The sequence below is a fragment of the Magnetofaba australis IT-1 genome, assembly GCF_002109495.1.
Classification (GTDB): Bacteria; Pseudomonadota; Magnetococcia; order Magnetococcales; family Magnetococcaceae; genus Magnetofaba; species Magnetofaba australis.
Genome location: NZ_LVJN01000015.1, coordinates 332,394 through 353,140, shown reverse-complemented (window position 1 = coordinate 353,140; position 20,747 = coordinate 332,394). Strand labels below are relative to the sequence as shown.

Annotated in this window: 13 protein-coding genes; 7 read left to right on the top strand and 6 right to left on the bottom strand. The window is 62.2% G+C overall.

Annotation, left to right across the window (positions count from 1 at the left end):
- Positions 1 to 162 precede the first annotated feature (162 nt).
- Both MAIT1_RS21435 and MAIT1_RS21765 read left to right on the top strand, forming a co-directional pair.
- Entirely contained in the window at positions 163 to 417 is a 255-nt protein-coding gene (locus tag MAIT1_RS21435; protein ID WP_143814639.1) for a hypothetical protein, read from the top strand.
- A 79-nt stretch (positions 418 to 496) separates the two neighbouring features.
- Entirely contained in the window at positions 497 to 652 is a 156-nt protein-coding gene (locus MAIT1_RS21765) for a hypothetical protein (RefSeq protein WP_158089298.1), read from the top strand.
- Positions 653 to 1,101: 449 nt separating this feature from the next.
- Here the strand turns inward: MAIT1_RS21765 and MAIT1_RS03825 are convergent, their stop codons facing one another.
- Together MAIT1_RS03825 and tsaD are read right to left on the bottom strand one after the other, a co-directional pair.
- Positions 1,102 to 2,145, bottom strand: coding sequence for an NAD(P)H-dependent glycerol-3-phosphate dehydrogenase (locus MAIT1_RS03825; protein WP_085440900.1), 1,044 nt, complete (start codon positions 2,143 to 2,145; stop codon positions 1,102 to 1,104).
- A gap of 222 nt (positions 2,146 to 2,367) precedes the next feature.
- A complete protein-coding gene (gene tsaD, locus MAIT1_RS03820) occupies positions 2,368 to 3,423 on the bottom strand; it encodes a tRNA (adenosine(37)-N6)-threonylcarbamoyltransferase complex transferase subunit TsaD (RefSeq protein WP_414673635.1) in 1,056 nt (351 codons plus the stop codon).
- Between the two features lie 870 nt (positions 3,424 to 4,293).
- Here tsaD and hemC point away from each other — a divergent pair.
- The 4 genes from hemC to MAIT1_RS03800 all read left to right on the top strand — a co-directional run bounded on the left by hemC (position 4,294) and on the right by MAIT1_RS03800 (position 11,507).
- Complete coding sequence (gene hemC / locus MAIT1_RS03815) at positions 4,294 to 5,238, top strand: hydroxymethylbilane synthase (protein ID WP_085440897.1); 945 nt, start codon at positions 4,294 to 4,296, stop codon at positions 5,236 to 5,238.
- Positions 5,235 to 6,023, top strand: coding sequence for a uroporphyrinogen-III synthase (locus MAIT1_RS03810; RefSeq protein ID WP_085440896.1), 789 nt, complete (start codon positions 5,235 to 5,237; stop codon positions 6,021 to 6,023). The genes hemC and MAIT1_RS03810 overlap by 4 nt, the downstream gene beginning before the upstream one ends.
- A 275-nt stretch (positions 6,024 to 6,298) precedes the next feature.
- Positions 6,299 to 8,284, top strand: a complete 1,986-nt coding sequence (locus tag MAIT1_RS03805; RefSeq protein WP_085440894.1) for an ATP-binding protein — start codon at positions 6,299 to 6,301, stop codon at positions 8,282 to 8,284.
- Between the two features lie 265 nt (positions 8,285 to 8,549).
- Positions 8,550 to 11,507: a methyl-accepting chemotaxis protein gene (locus tag MAIT1_RS03800; RefSeq protein ID WP_085440892.1), complete on the top strand. Its 2,958-nt coding sequence runs from the start codon at positions 8,550 to 8,552 to the stop codon at positions 11,505 to 11,507.
- 42 nt (positions 11,508 to 11,549) lie between these two features.
- Here MAIT1_RS03800 and MAIT1_RS03795 read toward each other — a convergent pair whose 3' ends face one another.
- The 4 genes from MAIT1_RS03795 to MAIT1_RS03780 form a co-directional block, all read right to left on the bottom strand.
- On the bottom strand, positions 11,550 to 12,458 hold the full coding sequence (locus MAIT1_RS03795) for a response regulator (RefSeq protein WP_085440891.1): 909 nt from the start codon (positions 12,456 to 12,458) through the stop codon (positions 11,550 to 11,552).
- Between the two features lie 158 nt (positions 12,459 to 12,616).
- Positions 12,617 to 15,808, bottom strand: a complete 3,192-nt coding sequence (locus MAIT1_RS03790) for a hybrid sensor histidine kinase/response regulator (protein WP_085440889.1) — start codon at positions 15,806 to 15,808, stop codon at positions 12,617 to 12,619.
- Between the two features lie 108 nt (positions 15,809 to 15,916).
- Positions 15,917 to 16,813, bottom strand: a complete 897-nt coding sequence (locus MAIT1_RS03785; protein WP_158089297.1) for a substrate-binding domain-containing protein — start codon at positions 16,811 to 16,813, stop codon at positions 15,917 to 15,919.
- A complete protein-coding gene (locus MAIT1_RS03780) occupies positions 16,800 to 19,220 on the bottom strand; it encodes an ATP-binding protein (protein ID WP_158089296.1) in 2,421 nt (806 codons plus the stop codon). The genes MAIT1_RS03785 and MAIT1_RS03780 overlap by 14 nt, the downstream gene beginning before the upstream one ends.
- Positions 19,221 to 19,598: 378 nt before the next feature.
- Between MAIT1_RS03780 and MAIT1_RS03775 the strand changes: the two genes are divergently transcribed.
- Complete coding sequence (locus tag MAIT1_RS03775; RefSeq protein WP_085440885.1) at positions 19,599 to 20,711, top strand: radical SAM/SPASM domain-containing protein; 1,113 nt, start codon at positions 19,599 to 19,601, stop codon at positions 20,709 to 20,711.
- The last annotated feature ends 36 nt before the right edge of the window (positions 20,712 to 20,747 follow it).

Below are 20,747 nucleotides of genomic sequence, written 5' to 3'. Positions count from 1 at the left end.
GGAATTTCTGAATCATAAAATTAGAATTTCGTGAAGGATTTAATTAAGTGACTGTCCCAGGAACTAGTCCAGAAGGATTTAATTACTTGACTGTCCCAGGAACTAGTCCCGTCTCTGGGGCTCGTCCCTGAACCCGCTGAACTCGGTCATCTGGGTGGCCCCATGCGCTCTTGGTTGCGCCGCAGCCAAGGCGCGCTGGCTGGCGTGAAAGCCAATCTGCGCTCGGTGTCCCGGGAGGAGGAGACGCTCTCGGTGCTGGTGGCCAGTAGCGTCTCCAAAGAGGGCGCCTCCACCACCGCGGTGAGCATGGCCTATGCGCTCGCGGCGTTGAGGCGTTCTCGGGTGTGCTGGTGGACGGCAACTACGACGCACCACAGCTGTAATGATAGTTCCACCTGCCTGCTCAGCCGGGTTTAACACAAACACGACAATGCGCCACTTGATACCCCCGTTGCTCTGATCGAAACACCTACAACCGTTCTGGAAAGGAAGAATCATGGACAAGCAAAACTCGTTTCAACGCCTTGTAGCAATCGGTGTTGTTGGCGGAATGATATTGCTCGTAGTTTCCGATGTATATGATTACGGGAAAGACCTGCTATTTCATAAAGACCAACCAGCCATGACTTACAACGTCAACTCATCGACTTGAAGATTTCTTCTTGGCTCCTCGCCCCACCCTTGCCCCAGACCAGGAGCCGAAAAGGCCGTCTGATTGGCGATGGGATTCGGGCGAGAGAAGCCAGGAGAGAACGCTATGGACAATCACCTAATCAGAAAATCTTGGGAAAAATCACTCAGTCGAGACTTTCCCGCAAACATTTTTTTGACTTTCCCAAGCTTGCAGTTTTAGAGCAGTTCGCCGTCCTGCGGACGACGGCGCTACGCGCCTGCTCACCTGCCGTTTCCCCGACACCCTCCGTCCTGGCTTCTTGTTCCGCGCTTCGTTTCCAACTTCCTACTGGCTCCACCCTTGTTCAATGGGGAAACGGCCAAAAACAAAGGCCACTGCCACACCTTGGGGCGCCGCCCAAACCCCGCTGGGGGCAGCGGCCCCCAGACCCCGCCGCCGACCAGTCGGCGGCCACGTTTACCTCCGCGCTAACCCGTCACCTCCGGCTTCATCTCCCGGCTGAGCAGCTCCAGCACCACCTCCCTTGCGTTGCGCTGCTCATACAGAATCGCGTACACCGCGCCCACAATCGGCATCTCCACCCCCTTCTGCTGCGCCAGCCGATACGCCGCATCCGCCGTCTTCACCCCCTCCGCAACCTCCCGCGCGCCCGCCTGAATCTGCTCCAACGTCTCGCCGCTGCCCAAACGATGCCCCACCGTATAGTTGCGCGACTGCGTGCTGGTGGCGGTGAGCAGCAGATCGCCCATGCCAGAGAGTCCAGCAAAAGTCTCCGCCTTGCCCCCCATGGCGATGCCCAACCGGGCGATCTCCGCCAAGCCGCGCGTCAGCAACGCCGCACGGGCGCTGTGGCCATATTGCAGGCCATCGCAAATCCCCGCCGCAATGGCGATGACGTTCTTCAGCGCCCCGCCCAGCTCCACCCCCACCACATCATCGGTGCGATAGGTGCGAAAATGGGGGAAGAAAAACAGCTCCTGAATCGCTGGCAGAACCGCCGCATCACGACACGCAATGGCCACCGCCGCCGGCAACCCGCGAATCACCTCGCGGGCGAATGAGGGGCCGGAGAGGAAGCACGCCCGCTGCGCCATCGCCTCAGGCAGCATCTCGTCGTAGATCTCCGCCAGGGTCTCGATCTTCTGCACCTCGATCCCCTTGCTGGCCGAGACCAGCACCGCATCATCGCGCAAGTGCGGACGCATCGCCTCCACCACCGCGCGGGTGAACTGCGTGGGGACCACCATCACCAGCACCCGATGGGTGGCGGCGACCCGCGCCAAGTCGGTATCGGCAACTAGGTTTTGCGGCAGTTCCAGTTCGGAGACGTACAAGGCGTTGCGATGCTGCGTGTTGACCGACTCGGCGATCTCCAGCTCGCGGCACCAGAGCGTCACCCGCTCCCGCTTGCCGCACAGCAACGCCGCCAGCGCCGTGCCCCAGGAGCCCGCCCCAATCACGGCCACGTCGGCCTCCTGGGCGATGCTCGAATCGACTATGGAATCAGTCATAAAGCGGCTCCTGATGGTGCAATTTTTGGGCGAATTTTGTGGGGGTGATTTGAGAGACTGGGGCTTCGCCCCAGACCCCAACCAGGGCGCCGCCCTGGACCCGCGAGGGCTCTGCCCTCGACCCGCCAGGAGGGACGCCCTCCTGGACCTCGGTTAGTTTTGCCCCGTGCGCACAACCAGATTGTTACGTGATCTCTGGATTGCGCTCTGACAGAGGCATAATCAGAGTTCGTCTATTGGCCATCTGGGGATGGGATTGACTGGGGCGTGCTGATCAAACAGGCCCCGCGCCAAACGCACCGCACCCGCCGCGCCGATCATAGCGCCATTGTCCGTGCACAAACGGATCGGCGGTCGATAGAGCACAATCCCCGCCTCGCGGCAGGCAACATCCAACTTCTCGCGCAAGCGCGCATTGGCCCCCACCCCGCCTGCGATCATCAAGCGCGTCGCCCCCACATGGCGACACGCCGACACCGCCTTGATGGCCAACGTGTCCACAATCGCCTCTTGGTAGGAGGCCGCCACATCGCGCCGATATGTCTCTTCGAGCATCTGCGCCTCATGTTTCAGCACATGGGTGCGCAGCGCGGTCTTCAAGCCGGAGAAGCTGAAATCAAACCGGGTTTTATCCAGCAGCACGCGGGGGAACTTCACCGCCGCCACATCGCCCCCTTCGGCCAGCGCCGCCACCGCCGGACCGCCCGGATAGCCCAACCCCAACAGACGCGCGCCTTTGTCGAACGCCTCGCCCACGGCATCGTCACGGGTCTGACCCAACAGACGATAGTCGCCAAACGCGCGCGCGTGCACCAACAACGTATGTCCGCCGGAGACCAGCAGCGCCACGAAGGGAAATTCCATGGCGGCAACTTGACTCTCATCCCGCGCCATCAGGAACGGGCTCATCAAGTGCCCCTCCATATGGTGGATGGGCAGTAGCGGCTTACCGATGGCGTGGGCCAACCCTTGCGCGGCGGAGACGCCGACGATGAGCGCGCCAATCAGACCTGGCCCGCGCGTCACCGCCACCGCGTCCAGCTCGTCGGCGCGCATGTCGGCGTTGCGCAGGGCCGCTTGCATCAGTGGTTGGATGTGCTGAATGTGGGCGCGACTGGCCAGTTCCGGCACCACGCCGCCGTAGTCGGCGTGCACGTCCAGTTGCGTGTGCACCACGTCGGAGACGATGCGCAGAGCGCGCGGGTCGTCACCCTCCAGCGCCACCACGGCGCAGGCGGTCTCGTCACAACTGCTCTCAATGCCCAACACGCGCAACACCAAAACGATATCCTTATAAATCAAGCCGCCAATCCGCTGGGAAATCTGGATAAGCTCAATCGCCGCCAAGGGGGAAAAGTCGGACATTCATGGCCGACTTTTCCGGGGTCTGGGGGCCACTGCCCCCAGCGGGTCGAGGGCGGCGCCCTCGTGGGTCCAGGGCAACGCCCTGGTGGGGTCTGGGGCGAAGCCCCAGTCTCTTTCATCATCCAACATTTTCCCACGAATTGCGAAACGGCTCCTGATGCCAAGCTAAGAATAAACCGCCCATCCGCTGAGAAATCCGGACAAGCTCAATCGCCGCCAAGGGGGAAAATCGCGACATTTATTGGCGCGATTTTCCGGGGTCTGGGGGCCGCTGCCCCCAGCGGGTCGAGGGCAACGCCCTGGCGGGCGCCGGGCAGAGCCCGGCTGGAGTCTGGGGCGAAGCCCCAGTCTCTTCCATCATCCACCAGATCAAGCCGCCCATCCGCTGAGAAATCCGGACAAGCTCAATCGCCGCCAAGGGGGAAAAGTCGGACATTCATGGCCGACTTTCCCGGGGTCTGGGGGCCGCTGCCCCCAGCGGGTCGAGGGCGGCGCCCTCGTGGGTCCAGGGCAACGCCCTGGTGGGGTCTGGGGCGAAGCCCCAGTCTCTTTCATCATCCATTTTTCACGGAGAATAGCCGGATGGTCCTGAGCGACTTTTCCGGGGTCTGGGGCGGAGCCCCAGCCTCTTCCATCATCCAACGTCTCAGCACAATTCAAACGGTAGATTAGCCTGTTCCCCGCGACAAAACCACGCCCGCCCTTGCCAGCGACGGCGCAGCGGGGGAAAATTGGCGATTTCCGAAACCGAACGACGCACCAACTTTTGGCAAAGGACTCCCCGTGACCGCTCAGACCATGCGCATCGCCACCCGCGGCAGCCTGCTGGCCCTGTGGCAGGCCAAATGGGTCAAATCCCAACTGGAAGCCCACCACCCCGGCCTGACCGTTGAGATCAACGTGATGAAGACCAAAGGGGATAAGATCCTCGACGTGCCCCTGGCCAAAGTGGGCGGCAAGGGTCTGTTCGTCAAGGAGTTGGAGCAGGCGATGCTGGAAGGCTCGGCGGATCTGGCGGTGCACTCCATGAAGGACGTGCCCGCCGAATTCCCCACCGGGCTGATGCTGGGGCCGATCCTCAAACGAGAGGATCCGCGCGATGCGCTGCTGTCGGTCAACTATAAGAGCCTTGATGAACTGCCCCAGGGCGCCACGGTGGGCAGCTCCTCGCTGCGCCGCCAGAGCCAACTCAAGCGCACCCGCCCCGACCTGAACGTCACCTTTCTACGCGGCAATGTGGACACCCGCATCGGCAAGCTGGAAGCGGGCGACTACGACGCCATCATCCTGGCCGCCGCCGGGGTCAAACGCCTGCAGCGCACCGAACGGGTGGTGGCGTGGATCGAACCGGAACAGATGCTGCCCGCTGTGGGTCAGGGCGCGGTGGGGATTGAACACCGCAGCGACGACGCCCGCGTCATCGCGCTGCTGGCGCCCCTGAACGACCCCGACACCGCCACCCGGGTCACTGCCGAACGCGCCTTCCTGGCGCGTCTGGAGGGGGGCTGTCAGGTGCCCATCGCCGGACACGCGGTGCTGGATGGCGACCAACTGAGCCTGCGCGGCCTGGTGGCCGACCCCGAGGATGGCGCCAGCTTTGAGGACGCCGTGGCCGGTCCGCGCGATCAAGCCGCCGCCCTGGGCGAAGAGTTGGCCAACAAACTGCTGGCCGCCGGGGCCAAGTCGATTCTGGATCGCGTCTACGCCCAAGGGTTGGCCGACAAGTGAGCGCCGATGGGCCGCTGCTGGGCAAAACCCTGCTGATCACCCGTCCGCTGCCGGAGGCGTTGGCCACCCAGCGACAGGCCGAGGAGCTGGGCGCGCGCGCGCTGTTGGCGCCCATGCTCACCATCGAGCCGCCGACGGACCCGGCGCCGCTGGCTCAGGCGATGGCTGATTTGACCCGCTTCGACGGGATCATCCTCACCAGCGCCAACGGCGCGCGGGCGTTCTTGCGCGCCCTGCCGACCCCCATGCCACCACTCCCGCCGTGCTTTGCCGTGGGACCGAAGACCGCCGCCATTCTCCACAGCGCAGGAATTGAAGCGCGCGCGCCCGAAGGCCGCTTCAGCGCCCAGGCGCTGGCGGAACAGATCGTTCAGTGGCAGGGCGGCGGCAAAGGCTATCTGTTTCTGCGCGCCGAACAGGGACGTGACGAGCTGATCGACCACCTGCGCAGCCAGGGCGCCAGCGTAACCTGCGTCGCCGCCTACCGCGCAGCCGCCACCCAGCGCCTACCGGAGACCGTGCGCTACGCTCTGAATAATAACGAAGTGGATGCGGTCCTTTTCTTCAGCGGTCGTACCGTGCAGTCGTTCCTAGCCGCCGTGGGCGATGATGGGCTACTCAAAAAGGTCACCCCCGTCTGCTTGAGCCCGCTCACCGCCGAAGCCCTGGCGGGGCATAACCTGCCCGCACCCCTTATCGCCGCCCACGCCACCAGCGAAGACCTGCTCGCCGCAATCCGCGATCACTTCTCTCCAATATCCACCCCCCAAGACCTCCCTGCGTAACCAATCAGGCGCGCACTTGGCGCCGTTTCGCCTTGCTTTCATTCACCTGCCTTCGCCACAATGCATTTGGCCAATCTTTTTCTGGCTAATGCATTGTGAAATACCCGCCATCCATGCGTAAAATCTGGAGACTGGATGATGCCGGCCCCCTTCGCGCACGCCCAAGCCCAACGCGCGACCGACTTTGCGCCTTCGTTTACGCGCTCCGACAACGCGCGCGTTATCGCAACGTTAACACGCTTGCCTGCTGAACCCGTGCGCGCCCAGGCTGGACCATGAAACTCTCCACCCGCCTCACACTGCTCTCTATCGGCGCTGTCATCGTCATGACCATCGCGGTGCTGCTCATCAGCAACGTGCTGCTCGAAGAGATTCTGGTGCAAAACAACGAGCGCGCGCTCACCCTGCAACTGGAAGAGGCGCGCCATGAAATCGAAGAGGCGTTCAACCACACCGGGATGAGCGGCGCCGTGGACCAGGCCCAACGCACCCAAGCCAAGTTGCGCAGCCGTGGAGAACACAGTCTGCAGGCCCACTTGGTCGACATTGGCAACAATCGCGTCTTGCAACACCCGACGCTTAACCCCGGAGATCCCTACCCTGAGCAGCGTTTGCAAGCTCTGCGGAAACAACCCCAAGGCCTGCTGCGCTATGCGGATAACGGTGAGATCCGCTATGCCGCATTCGCCAGCATTCGCCCCTTGGAGTGGGTTGTTATCCTCTCTGTGAGCCGCCGCGATGTGCTGAAGAAACGCTGGAGCTTTCTCACCGCCATCGCCCTGGTGGCGTTTACCGCCCTGGTGCTCACCGCCTTGGTTTTCTATGAGTTCGGCAAGGCGCTCATCATCCGACTACAGGCCACCGCCCACTGCGTGGAGCGCATCGCCGACGGCAAGCTGGATGAACGGCTAAGCGATATCGAGGGCGCGGACGAGATCACCCGCCTGCAGCAGGGCGTCAACAGCATGGGGGAGCGCATCGCCGCGCATACCGGGCAATTGGCCCAGGTCAACGCCCAGGTGCGAGCGCTCAATGAGGAGTTGGAGGAGAAGGTGCGTAAACGCACCGCCGAGTTGGAACAGGCTCGCGACGAAGCGCAGCGGGCCGATGCCGCCAAGAGCCAGTTCCTGGCCGCCATGAGCCATGAGATCCGCACCCCGCTGCACGCCATCACTGGCATGAACGAGCTGATGGTGGAGGCCGAGCTGCCCGAGACGCTACACGGTTATGCGCTGACCCAGCGCCGCTCCTGCGATGTGCTCATGGGGCTCATCAACGACGTGCTGGACATGTCCAAAATGGCGGCGGGCCACATGACGCTGGACAAGCGCAACTTCGACCTGCGCACGCTGCTGGACGACACCTTGGACATCCTGCGCGTCAAAGCCGATGAGAAGAGGTTGGCGCTGCGCCAGAGCGTGGCGCCGAACACCCCGCAATACGCCTTTGGCGACTGTCAGCGCCTTAAACAGGTGCTGATCAATCTGGTGGGCAACGCCATCAAATTCACCAAACAGGGACAGGTGACCCTCCTGGTGGAGCAGGCTGAGGGCGATCAGGTGCGCTTTTGCGTGCGCGATACCGGCATCGGCATCGCCGAGGAGAAGCTGGCGACCATTTTTCAGCCGTTCCAACAAGCGGACAACTCGGTCGCGCGCAACTATGGCGGCACCGGCCTGGGGCTCTCGCTGTGCCGGGAGATGGTGGCGCTCATGCAGGGCGAACTCACCGCCGCCAGCACCCTGGGCGCGGGCAGCGAGTTCTGTTTTACGGCCTGCCTGCCCGCTGTGGCAAATACGCCGGAGACGCTGCGCAGTTGCCTGCCGACCTGTGACAACGACGCCAACTGCCTCAACCATCGCCCTGAGCGCTCTCCCCACCTGCCCGGCGCCGGACTGCGCATTCTGATGGCCGATGACATGTCGGAGAATGGCGATCTGATCAAAGCCTTCCTCAAGGGCACGTCGCACCGTCTCACCTGGGTCAATAACGGTCTGGACGCCATCGGCGTGTTCATCAGCGAACCGTTCGACCTGGTGTTGATGGACGTCAACATGCCCGGCGCCGACGGCATCACCGCCATTCGTCTGATCCGCCACTGGGAGCGGGAGAACCATCAGCCCGCCACCCCCATCCTCGCCTTCACCGCCAACGCCGCTGAACGCGACATCCGCATGAGCCACGAAGCGGGCGCCGACGGTCACCTCACCAAACCGTTAGGCAAGCGCAAACTGCTGGGCGTGTTGCAACAATACGTCTGATCCACGCTACCTCCGCAGCACGACGATAGGCACACATTCACAAACAATACACTCAATATTCGCACAAATGTCACATACAGCAATGCGTTCGACATTATGAATTCATGTTCCCATGGAGCGGGAAGTTTTGCGTAGACAGTTTATTTTATTTACTTAAAATCACACGCACTACTGCCATGCAAAATAACTTGCAGAAGCAATTCCCCCCTGCGGCCCCCTCTCGCCACACCGCTGGGAACGCAACAATTTGGCGCGCGGAGCCCCCATGTTCACACAACTCCCCCTGAGCAAACGGCTGGCGATTCTCACCCTCGCGTTGGTGTTGGCCATGGCGGTCATCGGCCTGATCTATGACAGCGCCGTGCGCCAGCAACGCGATAACGCCGCCATTCTCGACGCCTATGGGCAGATGGAGCGGCTGGGGCTCTCCATTGAAAGCTGCATGCTGCAGGCGCGCCGCTCGGAGAAGGATTTTCTCCTGCGCCTGGAGGCCAAATACATTGAAAAAGTCGGCCAACAGAGCGACTGCGTGCGCAAGCTCTCCCACCAACTGGGGCAACTGGCCAACGGCCTGGAGCAAGCGGATCTGGTCAAACTCAGCGGCGATGTGCGGCGCAATATCGACGCCTACCAGGAGAGTTTCCAGCAGGTCGCCAAAGAGTGGGAGACCAAGGGCCTGAACGAGAAGAGCGGCCTGCAGGGCCAGTTCCGTGACGCCGCCCACGCTCTGGAGAAGCTGCTCAAGGATTACGACAGCGCCAAAATCTGGATCGACCTGCTCTCCATGCGCCGTCGAGAGAAGGATTACGTGGTGCGCGGCCTCGACAAATATGTCGCCAAATGGGAGAAGGATTACGCCTCCTATGTCCACCATGTGGACACCGCCCTGCTCTCGGACCCGGTCAAAGCCGAGTTTCGCGCCGCCGGGGAAGCCTACGCCGCCGCCGTGCACGCCTACGTCGAACGCCGCAGCAGCGGCGTCATCCCGGAGACCGACGAGCCCATCTACAAGAACATGAGCGGCCAAGCCCATGTGATCAGCGAGCTGTTCGCCAACCACTACATCCCCGACGCCTGGTTCCACTACTTGATGATGCGGCGCCACGAAAAGGATTATCTGGCGCGCGGAGCGGAGAAATACATCGGTCGCCTGGACCAGGAGGCCGCCGCCATCCTCGCCAACGCCGCCTCCAGCAAACTGCCGCCCGAGCGCCTGGAGCAGATCAGCGCGCTGCTGAAAACCTACCAGCAGAGCTTCCACGCGCTGGTGGCCATCAACCAGAATCTCGGCAAACAGACCGAGACCATGCGCGATGCCGTGCACGCCATCGAGCCCCTCATCTCGCGGTTGAGTCAGAGCGTGGAGAAGAGCCGCGATGAGATCCAAGCCAGCAGTCGTGAGGAGATCGATGCGCTGGTGGATGTTTCCCGCCTGATCGGCGTTCTCGCCGCGATTTTTGGCGTCGGTCTGTCAGTGCTGATCGCACGCGGCATCATCGGCCAACTGGGCATTGAGATCGACGCCCTCATCGCCGCCTTTGCCCGCATCAGCAACGGCGACCTCTCGGTCGCGCTGCCAAAAGCGCGCGCCGGGTCAGTGGCGCACCATCTGGTCACCATGCGCAACGGCATCGAACAGAGCGTGTTGCAACTGCTGCTGCAATCCCAATCCCTCTCGGCGGTGGTGCAGGAGCAGGGCAGCGCCAATGACGCGCTCCACCATGGGGCCGCCAATAGCGCCAAAAAAGCGCGCTCTGTGGTGAGCGAAAACAAAGAGATCGATACAAGAATTCACGATCTCAACGCCACTCTGGGGCGTTCACAAGAGAGCTTGCAGGAGCTCAATCGCGTCTCCGGCATGCTCTCGGAGAACACCCACACCATCGCCAGCGCCAGCGAACAGGCCAGCCACAATGTCAGCTCCATGGCCTCCGCCGCCGAACAGATGAACGCCAACATCGAAGCGGTGGGACAGCAGCTGCAACGGGTCTCCGACGCCACCGGCCACGCCCAGGACGTGATGCATGAGATGTCCGGCCTCACCGCCCAGGTGAGCCATGGCGTCACCCGCGCCGACAAGGCCTCAGCCGAGGCGCGCGACAACGCCTCCGCCACCCTGGAGGTGGTCAATGGCCTCACCGCCGCCGCCAACGAGATCGTCAAGGTGGTGGGTCTGATCAAGAATATCGCCGACCAGACCAACATGCTGGCCCTGAACGCCGCCATCGAAGCCGCTGGCGCCGGCGAAGCGGGCAAGGGCTTCGGCGTGGTGGCCAATGAGGTCAAGGAGCTGGCCAGCCAGACCGGCGACGCCACCAAAATGATCCATGAAAAGACCGGCCATATCCGCGAGCAGACCCTCAAGGCCGCCACCGCCATGGAGTCAATCCACCAGATGATCTCCACCTTGAGCAGCATCAATCAGGATATCACCAACGCCATGGAGGGGCAGGAGAGCGCGGTGGCGCAGATTGAAGAGGCGATGCAGCGGGTCTCAGACGCCAACCAGGAGGTGCATCGCAACGCCTCGGAGCTGGGCAACGCCGCCCAGGATGTGGCCCGCGCCTCCGCCGAAGCCGCCGAGGGCGCGCGCGATATCGCCGCCTCCACCGTCAAGCTGTCGGAGGGGGCGCAAGCGGTCTCCCAAGCCAGCGACACGGTCACCGCCAACATCAACGAGAGCCGCGCCTTTGCCGATGAGGTCGCCCACTCCTCCACCGCAGTGCAGCAGACCATGCGCGCCGCCCAGCGCGACGCCGAAACCCTCAATGGCGTGGTGGACAGCTCGGTGGCGCTGCTCAATGTCGCGCAGGAGGGCAGCCTGGCCCTGGCCGACGCCGCCGCGCGCTTCAATGTAGGCCAGCCCGCCTTCGATATTGGCCGCGTCAAGCAGGCGCACCTGTCGTGGATGGGCGCGCTCTACAGCCTGTCCCAGGGCGGCGGCGACAATCTGACGCTCAACGATATGCACGAGTGTGCGTTTGGCAAGTGGTATGACGGCGAGGGACGCGCCGCACTGGGCGAAGAGCCCCTGTTCCAAGCGCTGGAAGCGCCCCACCGGGCGGTGCATGAGCTGGCCGGCGAAGTCGCCGAGTTGGTCAAGCGCGGCGAGTTGGCGGAAGCTCAAGCGCGCCTGCAAGGGTTGGACGCCAAGCGCCGGGCGCTGTTTGCCGCGTTGGACGCCTTCTACCTGAAAACCATGGCCTTTGAAGCCACCCCGTAACGCGGGGGCGTTTACAGGTCGATGGCGCCATTTAGGGTTTGATTACTCGGAATCTTCGGCAAGCGCGCGCTGCAGACGCAGCTCCACCCGATTGCCGCGATCGGAGTAGGTTAAGCTGAACAGGGAGTTGGCCAGCGCCACCCCGCGGCCGTGCAGATAGGTCAGGCGCTCGGGCTTGAAGTCCATGTAGTCGCGCCAATTGAAGCCGTTGCCGGGATCTTCGATGATCATGCTCACGTGTTCGCCGCTGGCCTGAAAAGTGAGCGAGACGAACTTGTCGCGATTCTCCGGCAGCGCCAAGCGACGCTCCAACTCCGCCTCAAACTTGCCCACCTCCATCAACTGGGTCTTTTCATCGAAGGTGATGCGCGCGATGCCATGCTCCAGACCATTGGCCAGCAGCTCCACCAGCGCCACCGCCACCCGCTTGCCATGGGCGCACAGGCAGGAGACCACCTTGGCCGCCGCATACACCTCCTGCTGATTGGTGATGCGCAGACGCCACTCATGGGTGCACGGCAGCAACGCATCCCACTGATCGGCGCGCTCGCGCAGCCAGTTGGTGCGGCGCTGCTCCTCCAGCATCACCCGCATCAACGGCAGCAGCACCTCCTGACTCACCGGTTTGGTGAGGAAGTAGTACGCCCCCAGCGAGATGCCTTTATTGAAGTCGGCCTGATTCTCCAGCACCGTCTGGATGATGATGGGGATCTCCTTGAGTTCGGGATCCTCTTTGAGGGTTTTGAGCACGCTCCAGCCGTCGATATCCGGCAACAGGATATCCAGCAGCACCAGATCCGGCGGCGTCTGCCGAATATGGTCCAGCGCCTCCTGCCCGGTCGTCGCCACAGAGACCTGGTAGTGGCTCTGCAGAAAATTGATCAACACGTTGATATTGCCGGGCACGTCATCGACGATCAGCACCCGTCGGGATTTGTCCTCGATATCCAACGTTCCTGCTCCTTGCGCCGCCGACGCTTACGCAGACCACACTTTTGGCGCCCAATATCAATACAAGCCAAACTCCGGCCTACCGACGTTTTACTTTCAGACACTTAAACTCAAAATACAAGAGACAACCCACAGCTCGACTCTGTTCAGCTCGACCCTCACGCCTCGCCCGGCGCCCCCACATCCCCCAGCGAAGGCATCCAACTCACCACCAATTCATAGGCCGCCTTATACTGGTGGCGTCTCGCTAAATACATCAATTTCTCCGTCGCTTGCCGCCCGAACGCCGCCGCGATTTGCGGCTCCAGCTCCTCACACAAACGCAACGCATTGATATCCAGAAGGCTCAGCGTGTTGGCCAAAGTTTGCATGGCGGCGGGAAAGTCCACTGACGCCCCCCCCTGGCGCATCTGCGTCTGCTCCTGCGCCAACTCGCGCTGCAATAACGCCTCATTGGCGATAATGCTGGCGTCAAGCGCATGAGTCGCCTGGGCGATCTCCAACAACGCATCCTGCACCCCATCCTTGGAGGGGCTGATCAAAATATTCTCCAATTTCAGCGCGCTGGCGTAGAGCGCTTGGGCGGAGATATTGGCCGCCGCGCCTTTGAGCGTATGACACAGATAGAACCCCGCCTCATAATCAGGGGGCTCCTGCTCAAAAATCTTCAGACGGATTTTGCGCGGATAGTCGCGCATATCCTGATGAAACTCCAGCAGCAACTTCGCCATCAAGGGACGATTGCCGCCCAATCGCGCCAGCGCATCGGACAGGTTGAGTTCATCAATGCGCAACTCTGGCCAGTTTCTGGCGTCGGCTTCTCTCGACGACTCGCCAGTAAGGGCGCTCTCCATCACGCTTGGCTCTGGGGGCGACGCCAGCGGCTCGGTATGCGGCATCACCGCAATCAAGGCTTGATACAACGCTTGGCGATTGATGGGTTTGGTCACATAACCCGACCACAGCGCCGCTTCGCTCTCCCACGCCGCATCCTCGCGCGCCAGCGCCTGAGCGGTCAGCGCAATCACCGGCGGCGTGGCCTCGCCCAACAGCTCTTTGAGCGAGCGGGTGGTCTCATAGCCATCCATATCCGGCATCTGAATATCCATCAGCACCACGTCAAACGCATTGCTGCGGCACTGCTCCAGCGCCTCGCGGCCCGAGTCGGCGCACACCACCATCAACCCCACCGAGGTCAGCACGTGTTCCGCCACCTGCAGGTTGATGCGATTATCCTCCACCAACAGCACGGAGCGTCCGCCAATGCGGCTCAACACTTCGTTTTCGCTCAATCCTTCGCTCTGGCTCTGCTGCGCCTGTCCTTCCATCCCCAGGGCGCGCAGCATCAGACGATGCAGCGCGCGATAGGTGGCCGGGCGCTCAATCCGATCGCTCCACACCGTTTGCGACAAACTTTGACACTGCCCCTCCTCCTCGTTGAGATAATCCACCAACACCGCGCGCCACGGCGGTAACGCATTGGCGGGCAGATCGCACAAGGTGGCGCCGCCAGGCTTCGCTTCATTCAGCAATTGCGCGGAGACCAGCAGCACATCACAGCGCGCCTGCTCCGAGCGTTGCAGCGCCGCCATGGCGTCGCTCATGCTGTCAAACAGGCGGGGATCCACCCCATACAACCGGCAGCGCTGCGTCAACACCACGCGTTCGTCACCCCCCTCGAGCACAATCCACACATCGGCGTCGACAGCGCCCTCGGGTTGGATCAACGGCGGGGCGAACGGCTCATCCGGCGCGCTCATCCGCACGGTGAAGAAGAACACGCTGCCCTGCCCCGGCTCGGAATTGACCCAAATGCGCCCCCCCATCATCTCCACCAGACGCTTGCAGATGGAGAGTCCCAAACCGGTGCCGCCAAAGTGACGCGTGGTGGAGGCGTCCAGTTGGCTGAAGGGCGAGAACAGCCGCCGCTTCTGATCCGGGTCCATGCCGATGCCGCTGTCGCTCACCTCAAAGCGCAGCACGTCCAGCGCCTCGCCCTCACCCTGCTGACGCTGTACGCGCAGGGAGACGGCGCCGGAGCGGGTGAACTTGATGGCGTTATCCACCAGATTGAGGATGATCTGCTTGAGGCGCAGACTGTCGCCATGAAAGCAGGAAAAACCGATCTCACCCGCGTCCAGCGTCAGCGTCAGCCCCTTGGCCAGCGCCTTGTTGCGCAGCATTTCACTGGCTTCGTCCAGCACCGTGGCCAGTTGGAAAGCATGGGGGTCCAGCGCCAGCTTGTTGGCTTCGATTTTGGAAAAGTCGAGAATGTCATTGATGATGTAGAGCAGACTGTCGGCGGAGAGATGGATCTTCTCCAGATAGTTGTGCAGCGGCTGTGGCGGCGCTTCGGCCAGCGACATCTCGGTGAAGCCGATGATGGCGTTCATGGGGGTGCGAATCTCATGGCTCATCACCGCCAGGAATTCGCTCTTGAGCTGATTGGCCTTCTCCGCCTGCCGTTGCGCGGCGATGCGGCTCAGGGTGTGATCTTCGAGGATGTCGGCAGTGGAGTTGACCGCCTGTTTCAGCACCGCCAAATCACCGCGCATGGGCAGTTTGACGCGCTGATCATAGGCGTCCAGCCCCATCGCCTCGAGCACGCCGATGACGCTCTGAATACTCGCCTGCAGCGACTCCAACAGGGCGTTCAAGGCGTCGGCGGCGGCGCCCACTTCATCATTTTGGCGCTTCTCCAGACGCAAGGAGAAGGAGCCGGTGCGTTGGGTCTCGATGAGCGCCTGCGACAGTCCGGTCAACGGCGGGATGATCACCCGGTAGAGATAGACCAGCAGGGCGATCAATCCCAGACTGAACCCCGCCAGCGCCGTGAGCGCCATGCTGCGGGCCTGTTTGGCTTCAGCTTCGGTGCGCGCCAACAGCGATTCGCGCACCTCTTCGAGCTTATCCAACAAGCCTTGGTGCTGTTCGCGCAAATCGAGGAAATAGTAGAGGGCGTCTTCGTTGTCCGAAGCCAGATCGGGCAGGCGCAACATGCTATCGATGAGACGTCGATAGTTGCGCCACAACGGCGTCACCTCCTGGCGCACCCGCTGCACGGTCTGCAGCGGCAGTTTGTCGGTGGAGGTGATGCCCAGTAGCGACTGCTCATAGCGCGATACGCGCTCGCGAATGTTCTGCAGCGCCACGCTGGGTCCGTGCAGCAACAGCGCATCGTCCACCGACTTGGCCACCATCTCCAGCTGGTTGACGTGACGCTCAAGCTGCTGCGCGTTTTTGGCGTCCTGCACCACCCGCTCCTCCAACCAGGAGGCGGCCAGCATGCTGAACCCCAACAGGATGATGATCAGCACAGACGACAGCACAAGGGTGATGCGAATGCTCATAATGCCTTTCCCCGGCCTGAAATCATGCGACCGATGAAGAACGGATTCTGTCGTCTTGCGCGTAACGCCCCTGGCGCGGCTCTCGTGGCGATCGCCCCCGCGCGCGGGTTAATCCCGTAGCGGCGCCGCCAAATATTGCGCGCCGAAGCGTTCTTTGAACAGTTTGGTCAAACCCCGTCCCTGGGCCAAGCTCACCACCCCTTCGGCCTCGACAATGGCTTGGCCTTCTGCGCTCAGCGCAAAATCGATAAACCCTTGCGTTTGTGGCGAAGCGCTATCGGATAACACGTAATAGAGAGGCCGTATCAAGTAGTATCGGCCAGAGGCGATGTTGTCCTGAGAGGGATACACCCCATCCAGTGACAACATTTTCACTTCAGGACGTTTGTGCGCGCTGGAGGCCCCGGAAAGGCCGAAACCACCGCTGCCTTTGCCCACCAGCATCTCGATCAAGCCCGAAGAGCGCGGCGCCTCCTCGGCGGTGGGATACTCCTGGTACGGGTTGCGGAAGAACATCACTCGGAACATATGCCCCACGCCGCTCAGTTTCCCCCGCCGGGTGAACAGGGCGATGCGCTCATCGCGTCCGCCCAACGCCTTCCAGTTGGTGATGCGCCCTTCAAAGACATCCCGCGTCTGTTGGCTGGTGAGCCCAGTGACCGGATTGTCGCGCGCGGTGATCATCACCAGCCCATCCCACGCCACCGGGATCATGTTGGCGCCCGCCTCCTGCGGCACGGGCAGCGCGTAGCGACAGCTCCCCGCCACGTCCACGCGCCCGGCGCGCGCATCGCGCAGCCCTTTGAGGGCGCCGCCGCCGCGCACCTCAATGGTGACCCCGGTTTTGCGCTCATAGGCGGTGGCCAGCGCCTTGGTGATGCCGTTCTTGGTGATGCCGCAGCCCGCCCAGGTGATCTGCGCCGCCTGCGCGCTGGCGCTCGCCAGCAGCAGCGCCGCCACGCTCAGCAGTTGCGCCGCGCGTCGCCAAGCGCTAATGCGGCGCATCGTCCTGCGGTCGTTTTGCATAGCGTTCAATCGCATCCAATAGCCCCTGTTTGCGAATGGGTTTGGCCAGATGGCCGTCACATCCGGCGCGCTCTGAGCGCGCCACATCCTCTTGCAGAGCAAACGCGGTCAACGCCACAATGGGACAGCGTTCGCGCCCCTGGCGCTGCTCCCATGTGCGAATCCGCCCGGTGGCCGCATAGCCATCCAATTGTGGCATCTGAATATCCATCAGCACCAGATCAAAGCGCTCATTTTGGCACAGCTCCACCGCCTGCAAACCGTTCTCCGCCCAGGTCAACTCATGGGGCAGATCCTTCAAGAACGCCTGCACCAGTTTGGCGTTATCAGGCTCGTCCTCCACCAATAAAATTCGCATGCTGCGCGGCGCTGTGGCACTCCTCGCCTGCGGGTCGGGCTCCGCCTCGCGCCATTCGCCCACAGCAGGCGACGCCAACGCCTGCTTGAGCGCTACGCTGAAGGTGAACACGCTGCCCACCCCCACCTGACTGCTGACTACGATGCCGCCGCCCATCATCTCCACCAGACGCTTACAGATGGAGAGTCCCAGACCGCTGCCGCCATGGCTGCGGGTGATGGAGGCGTCGGCTTGAGTGAACGGCTTGAAGATCAACGCCAATTTGGCCGGCGTGATGCCCATGCCGGTATCGCTGACCCGAAACTGCAAGCGCTCGTTGTCGCTGCCCTCCGACGGCAAGCGGGAGACCTCCACGGTAATGCGCCCCTCCTTGGTGAACTTGACCGCATTGCCCACCAAATTCACCAGCACCTGCCGCAAACGCGTGGGGTCGCCCACATAGTTGCACCCCACATCCTCAGACACATACGCGACGACATCCACCCCTTTCTGTCGCGCGCAGGCGCCCAGAACTTCGCAGGCGCCGTGGGTGAGCGCAGGCAGATCAAAATCGATCGACTCCAGCTCCAACTGGCCCGCCTCGATGCGCGACAGATCCAGAATATCGCTGATGGTCTCCAGCAACGCATTGCCCGCGCGGCGAATGATCTGCACATACTCGCGCTGATCGTTGTCCAGACGCGTGGAGGCCACCATTTCGCCCATGCCGAGAATGGCGTTCAAGGGCGTGCGGATCTCATGGCTCATGGTGGCCAGAAACTCGCTTTTGGCCTGATTGGCGGCGTCCGCCTGCTCCTTGGCCTGCTGCAACTCAAGGGTGCGCGCATCCACCAGATGATTGAGCTCCTCGGCCTGACGCCACAGCATCTGCTCACGCCGCCGTCTATTGAGCATACGCCACGCATACCAGAACAGCGATGGGAACATCACCAGCGCGCACGCCACAGCGGCGCGCATCACCTCTCGGCGATGCGTCGCCACCCGTGTTTCATACAGAGCAAACAGCTCTTCACTCAAATGTGAAAGGGTATCCGCGTGCTCGATAAACGCCCGGTGGGACTGGCGATACGCCTGCGACGCGGTATCGCCGACATAGAGGGCGTGAAACGCCTGATCCAGCCGCACCAACGCATCTTCGGTGCGCACGATCAACGCCTGCGCCGCGGGCGCGCTCAATGGCGGCAGCCACAGGCGATCCCGCTCCTGGCCTCTCTCATGGTAGTAGCCGCCGGATTTGAGCGCGGCGAGCAGCTCCATATAGGACTCTTCCAACTGCATATGCCGCGTGTTGCCGGGATGCAGCGCCGCCATCCCCTCATCGGCGTCATCAGAGAAGGGCAACACGTAGAGCCGCGCGCCGAACAGATCGCCCACTTTGGCGTTGGGAAACTGGGCGCGATGGCACTCTAAACAGGTTTCCGAGGTGGCGCGGTCTGGCGCATAGAAGCGGATGAAGAGTTTGCCGTCGCGGCTCTGCGGCAAAGCAACCAATTCCGCCCCATCCAGCGCCAGGCGCCGGAACGCCTCACGATCCAGTTCGTCGCGCAAGCCCTTGTCCGGGTTCATCGGCTTGTTGGAGAGGATCTCCAATTGCGCCCCGGAAACCGACTCGAAGCGCGCATTGACCATGCGAATAAAGGTGGCGGGAGAGGGGATGTGAGTCGGCCCGTCCAAGGCGAGTGGGTCGGCCATGCGCGGGGCGAAGCCCTGCGTCACCTCACTGGCGTAAACGCTGCGCAGACTGGAGACATAGTCGTCCAAAGCGCCCACTTGCCGCTCCAGGAAACGCAGCGTATTGTTGCGAATCAGAACGTTCAGCCCGGCGGCGTTCATCTCGGCAACCAACACCCGCTGCCTGCCCAGAGCGTGCATCAGCTGAGCGTCGTGACGCGCCTCGCGCAAAGAGAGAAACAGCCACAGCAGAGTCACTGCGATCAACATCGCCAGCACAATCGCCAGCGCCCGGTTGAATACCGACCCTGTGAGCGCCTGGTTCATGGAGCTTTGCGGAAGCGTAGAAGCCGTCATTCCCCCTCCTCTTGCTGGAGAACCCCACTTGAAGCATACTGAATCACACAGTTGATTTCCGCCTAATTTTTGAGTTTTTACATGTTTTTTTCTTACTTTGACTCCACAGGGAACCCAACCGCGGTCGCCACGCTCCAATTCCCTAGGCGCCGTCGTCCAAATTTTCTCCATCCGGACCCCGACAGAGGGTTGGCGGATGCGCTGGCTTTGGCGCAATCATTGAATGCGACAATTCGTTCGCGATCCCCGGACAAACCGCGTGGATCATGTTAAACAGAGTCGTATGGCCCATGTGACGCGCCGCGCGCGCGTCCTTTTGACCAGAGAGGAGCGCCCGCGCATTGGCGGTCCCTCCCCACTGCACAGGATACCTCAGCCATGACCACCATCGTAGAAGACGCCAACTGCGCCCTGAACCCGGACGAACAGAACAAGCGCAATGAGTTGATGGCGCGCAAACCCTATGTGGCGAAAAAGCTGGCCGCCATCTCCGCCCAGGAGGCGCGCGGCGAGATCAACCCCATCATCCGCTTGGAAAAGAGCTATCTGTGCAACTTCACCTGCACCCACTGCTCGGCGGAACACTATATGGATCGTCATCTGCGCAAGGTCTTCAAAATCGAAGACTCGCGCCGCAAAATGGATCTGGACGACGTGCGCGAAATCTCGCGTCAGGCCGACGAACTGGGGCTGGCGCGCTTTGTGCTGACCGGCGGCGAGCCGCTGCTGATGAAGGACTTCGATGAGGTGGTGGAAGCCATCGATCCAGACAAGCACTACATCATCACCGACACCAACGGCTGGCTGCTGGATGACGAAAAGGCGCGCCATCTGAAATCCATCGGCGTGGAGAAGGTGCAGCTCTCCCTGGACAGCTACATCGAAGGCGACCACGACGAGTTCCGCAACATGCCGGGCTCCTATAAGCGCGTGATGCAAGCCATCGACGCCAGCCTCGACGCCGGCCTCAACCTGATCCTCTCCACCGTGCTGGTGAAGGGACGCGCCCGCACCCAGGAGTTCCGCGACCTGTGCAAATTCTCCACCGATCGCGGCGTGGGGCTCTACACCTGCTACGCCAAGCCCACCGGCTCGTGTGAAGAGCACGCCGACCTGGTGATTGAGAAAGAGGACGCCGACGCCGTGCGCGAGCTGGAGAAGGAGTACAAGGTCTTCACCCACATGACCCCCTCCTACGGCTCCTACAAGGGCTGCATCACCGTCAAAGGGATCATCACCATCACCGACACCATGGAGGTGACCCCCTGCCCCTACATCGACTTCTCGTTGGGCAATCTGCGCGAAACGCCGCTCAAAGAGGTGCTGGCGCGCGGCATGCGCAACCCGTGGCTGGGGCCCCATCGTCCCGACTGCCTCATCGGTGAGGATCAGAAGTTCATCGCCATTCACACCGCCAAGACCAAGGATCAGCCCTTCCTGCCGATCCCCTATGGCCAGGGCTTCTCCGACAACGATTCGCTGTTCGCCTGATCTTGTTGACCCGCGCCAGACGCTTTGCTTGACGCT

What these genes read in the sequence shown, in the direction of transcription:
- MAIT1_RS21435 (WP_143814639.1), top strand. Translation starts at nt 163, where the DNA reads ATGCGCTCTTGGTTGCGCCGCAGCCAAGGCGCGCTGGCTGGCGTGAAA.
- MAIT1_RS03785 (WP_158089297.1), bottom strand. Translation starts at nt 16,813, where the DNA reads ATGCGCCGCATTAGCGCTTGGCGACGCGCGGCGCAACTGCTGAGCGTG.
- MAIT1_RS03825 (WP_085440900.1), bottom strand. Translation starts at nt 2,145, where the DNA reads ATGACTGATTCCATAGTCGATTCGAGCATCGCCCAGGAGGCCGACGTG.
- MAIT1_RS03780 (WP_158089296.1), bottom strand. Translation starts at nt 19,220, where the DNA reads ATGACGGCTTCTACGCTTCCGCAAAGCTCCATGAACCAGGCGCTCACA.
- MAIT1_RS03805 (WP_085440894.1), top strand. Translation starts at nt 6,299, where the DNA reads ATGAAACTCTCCACCCGCCTCACACTGCTCTCTATCGGCGCTGTCATC.
- MAIT1_RS03790 (WP_085440889.1), bottom strand. Translation starts at nt 15,808, where the DNA reads ATGAGCATTCGCATCACCCTTGTGCTGTCGTCTGTGCTGATCATCATC.
- MAIT1_RS03800 (WP_085440892.1), top strand. Translation starts at nt 8,550, where the DNA reads ATGTTCACACAACTCCCCCTGAGCAAACGGCTGGCGATTCTCACCCTC.
- MAIT1_RS03775 (WP_085440885.1), top strand. Translation starts at nt 19,599, where the DNA reads ATGACCACCATCGTAGAAGACGCCAACTGCGCCCTGAACCCGGACGAA.
- MAIT1_RS21765 (WP_158089298.1), top strand. Translation starts at nt 497, where the DNA reads ATGGACAAGCAAAACTCGTTTCAACGCCTTGTAGCAATCGGTGTTGTT.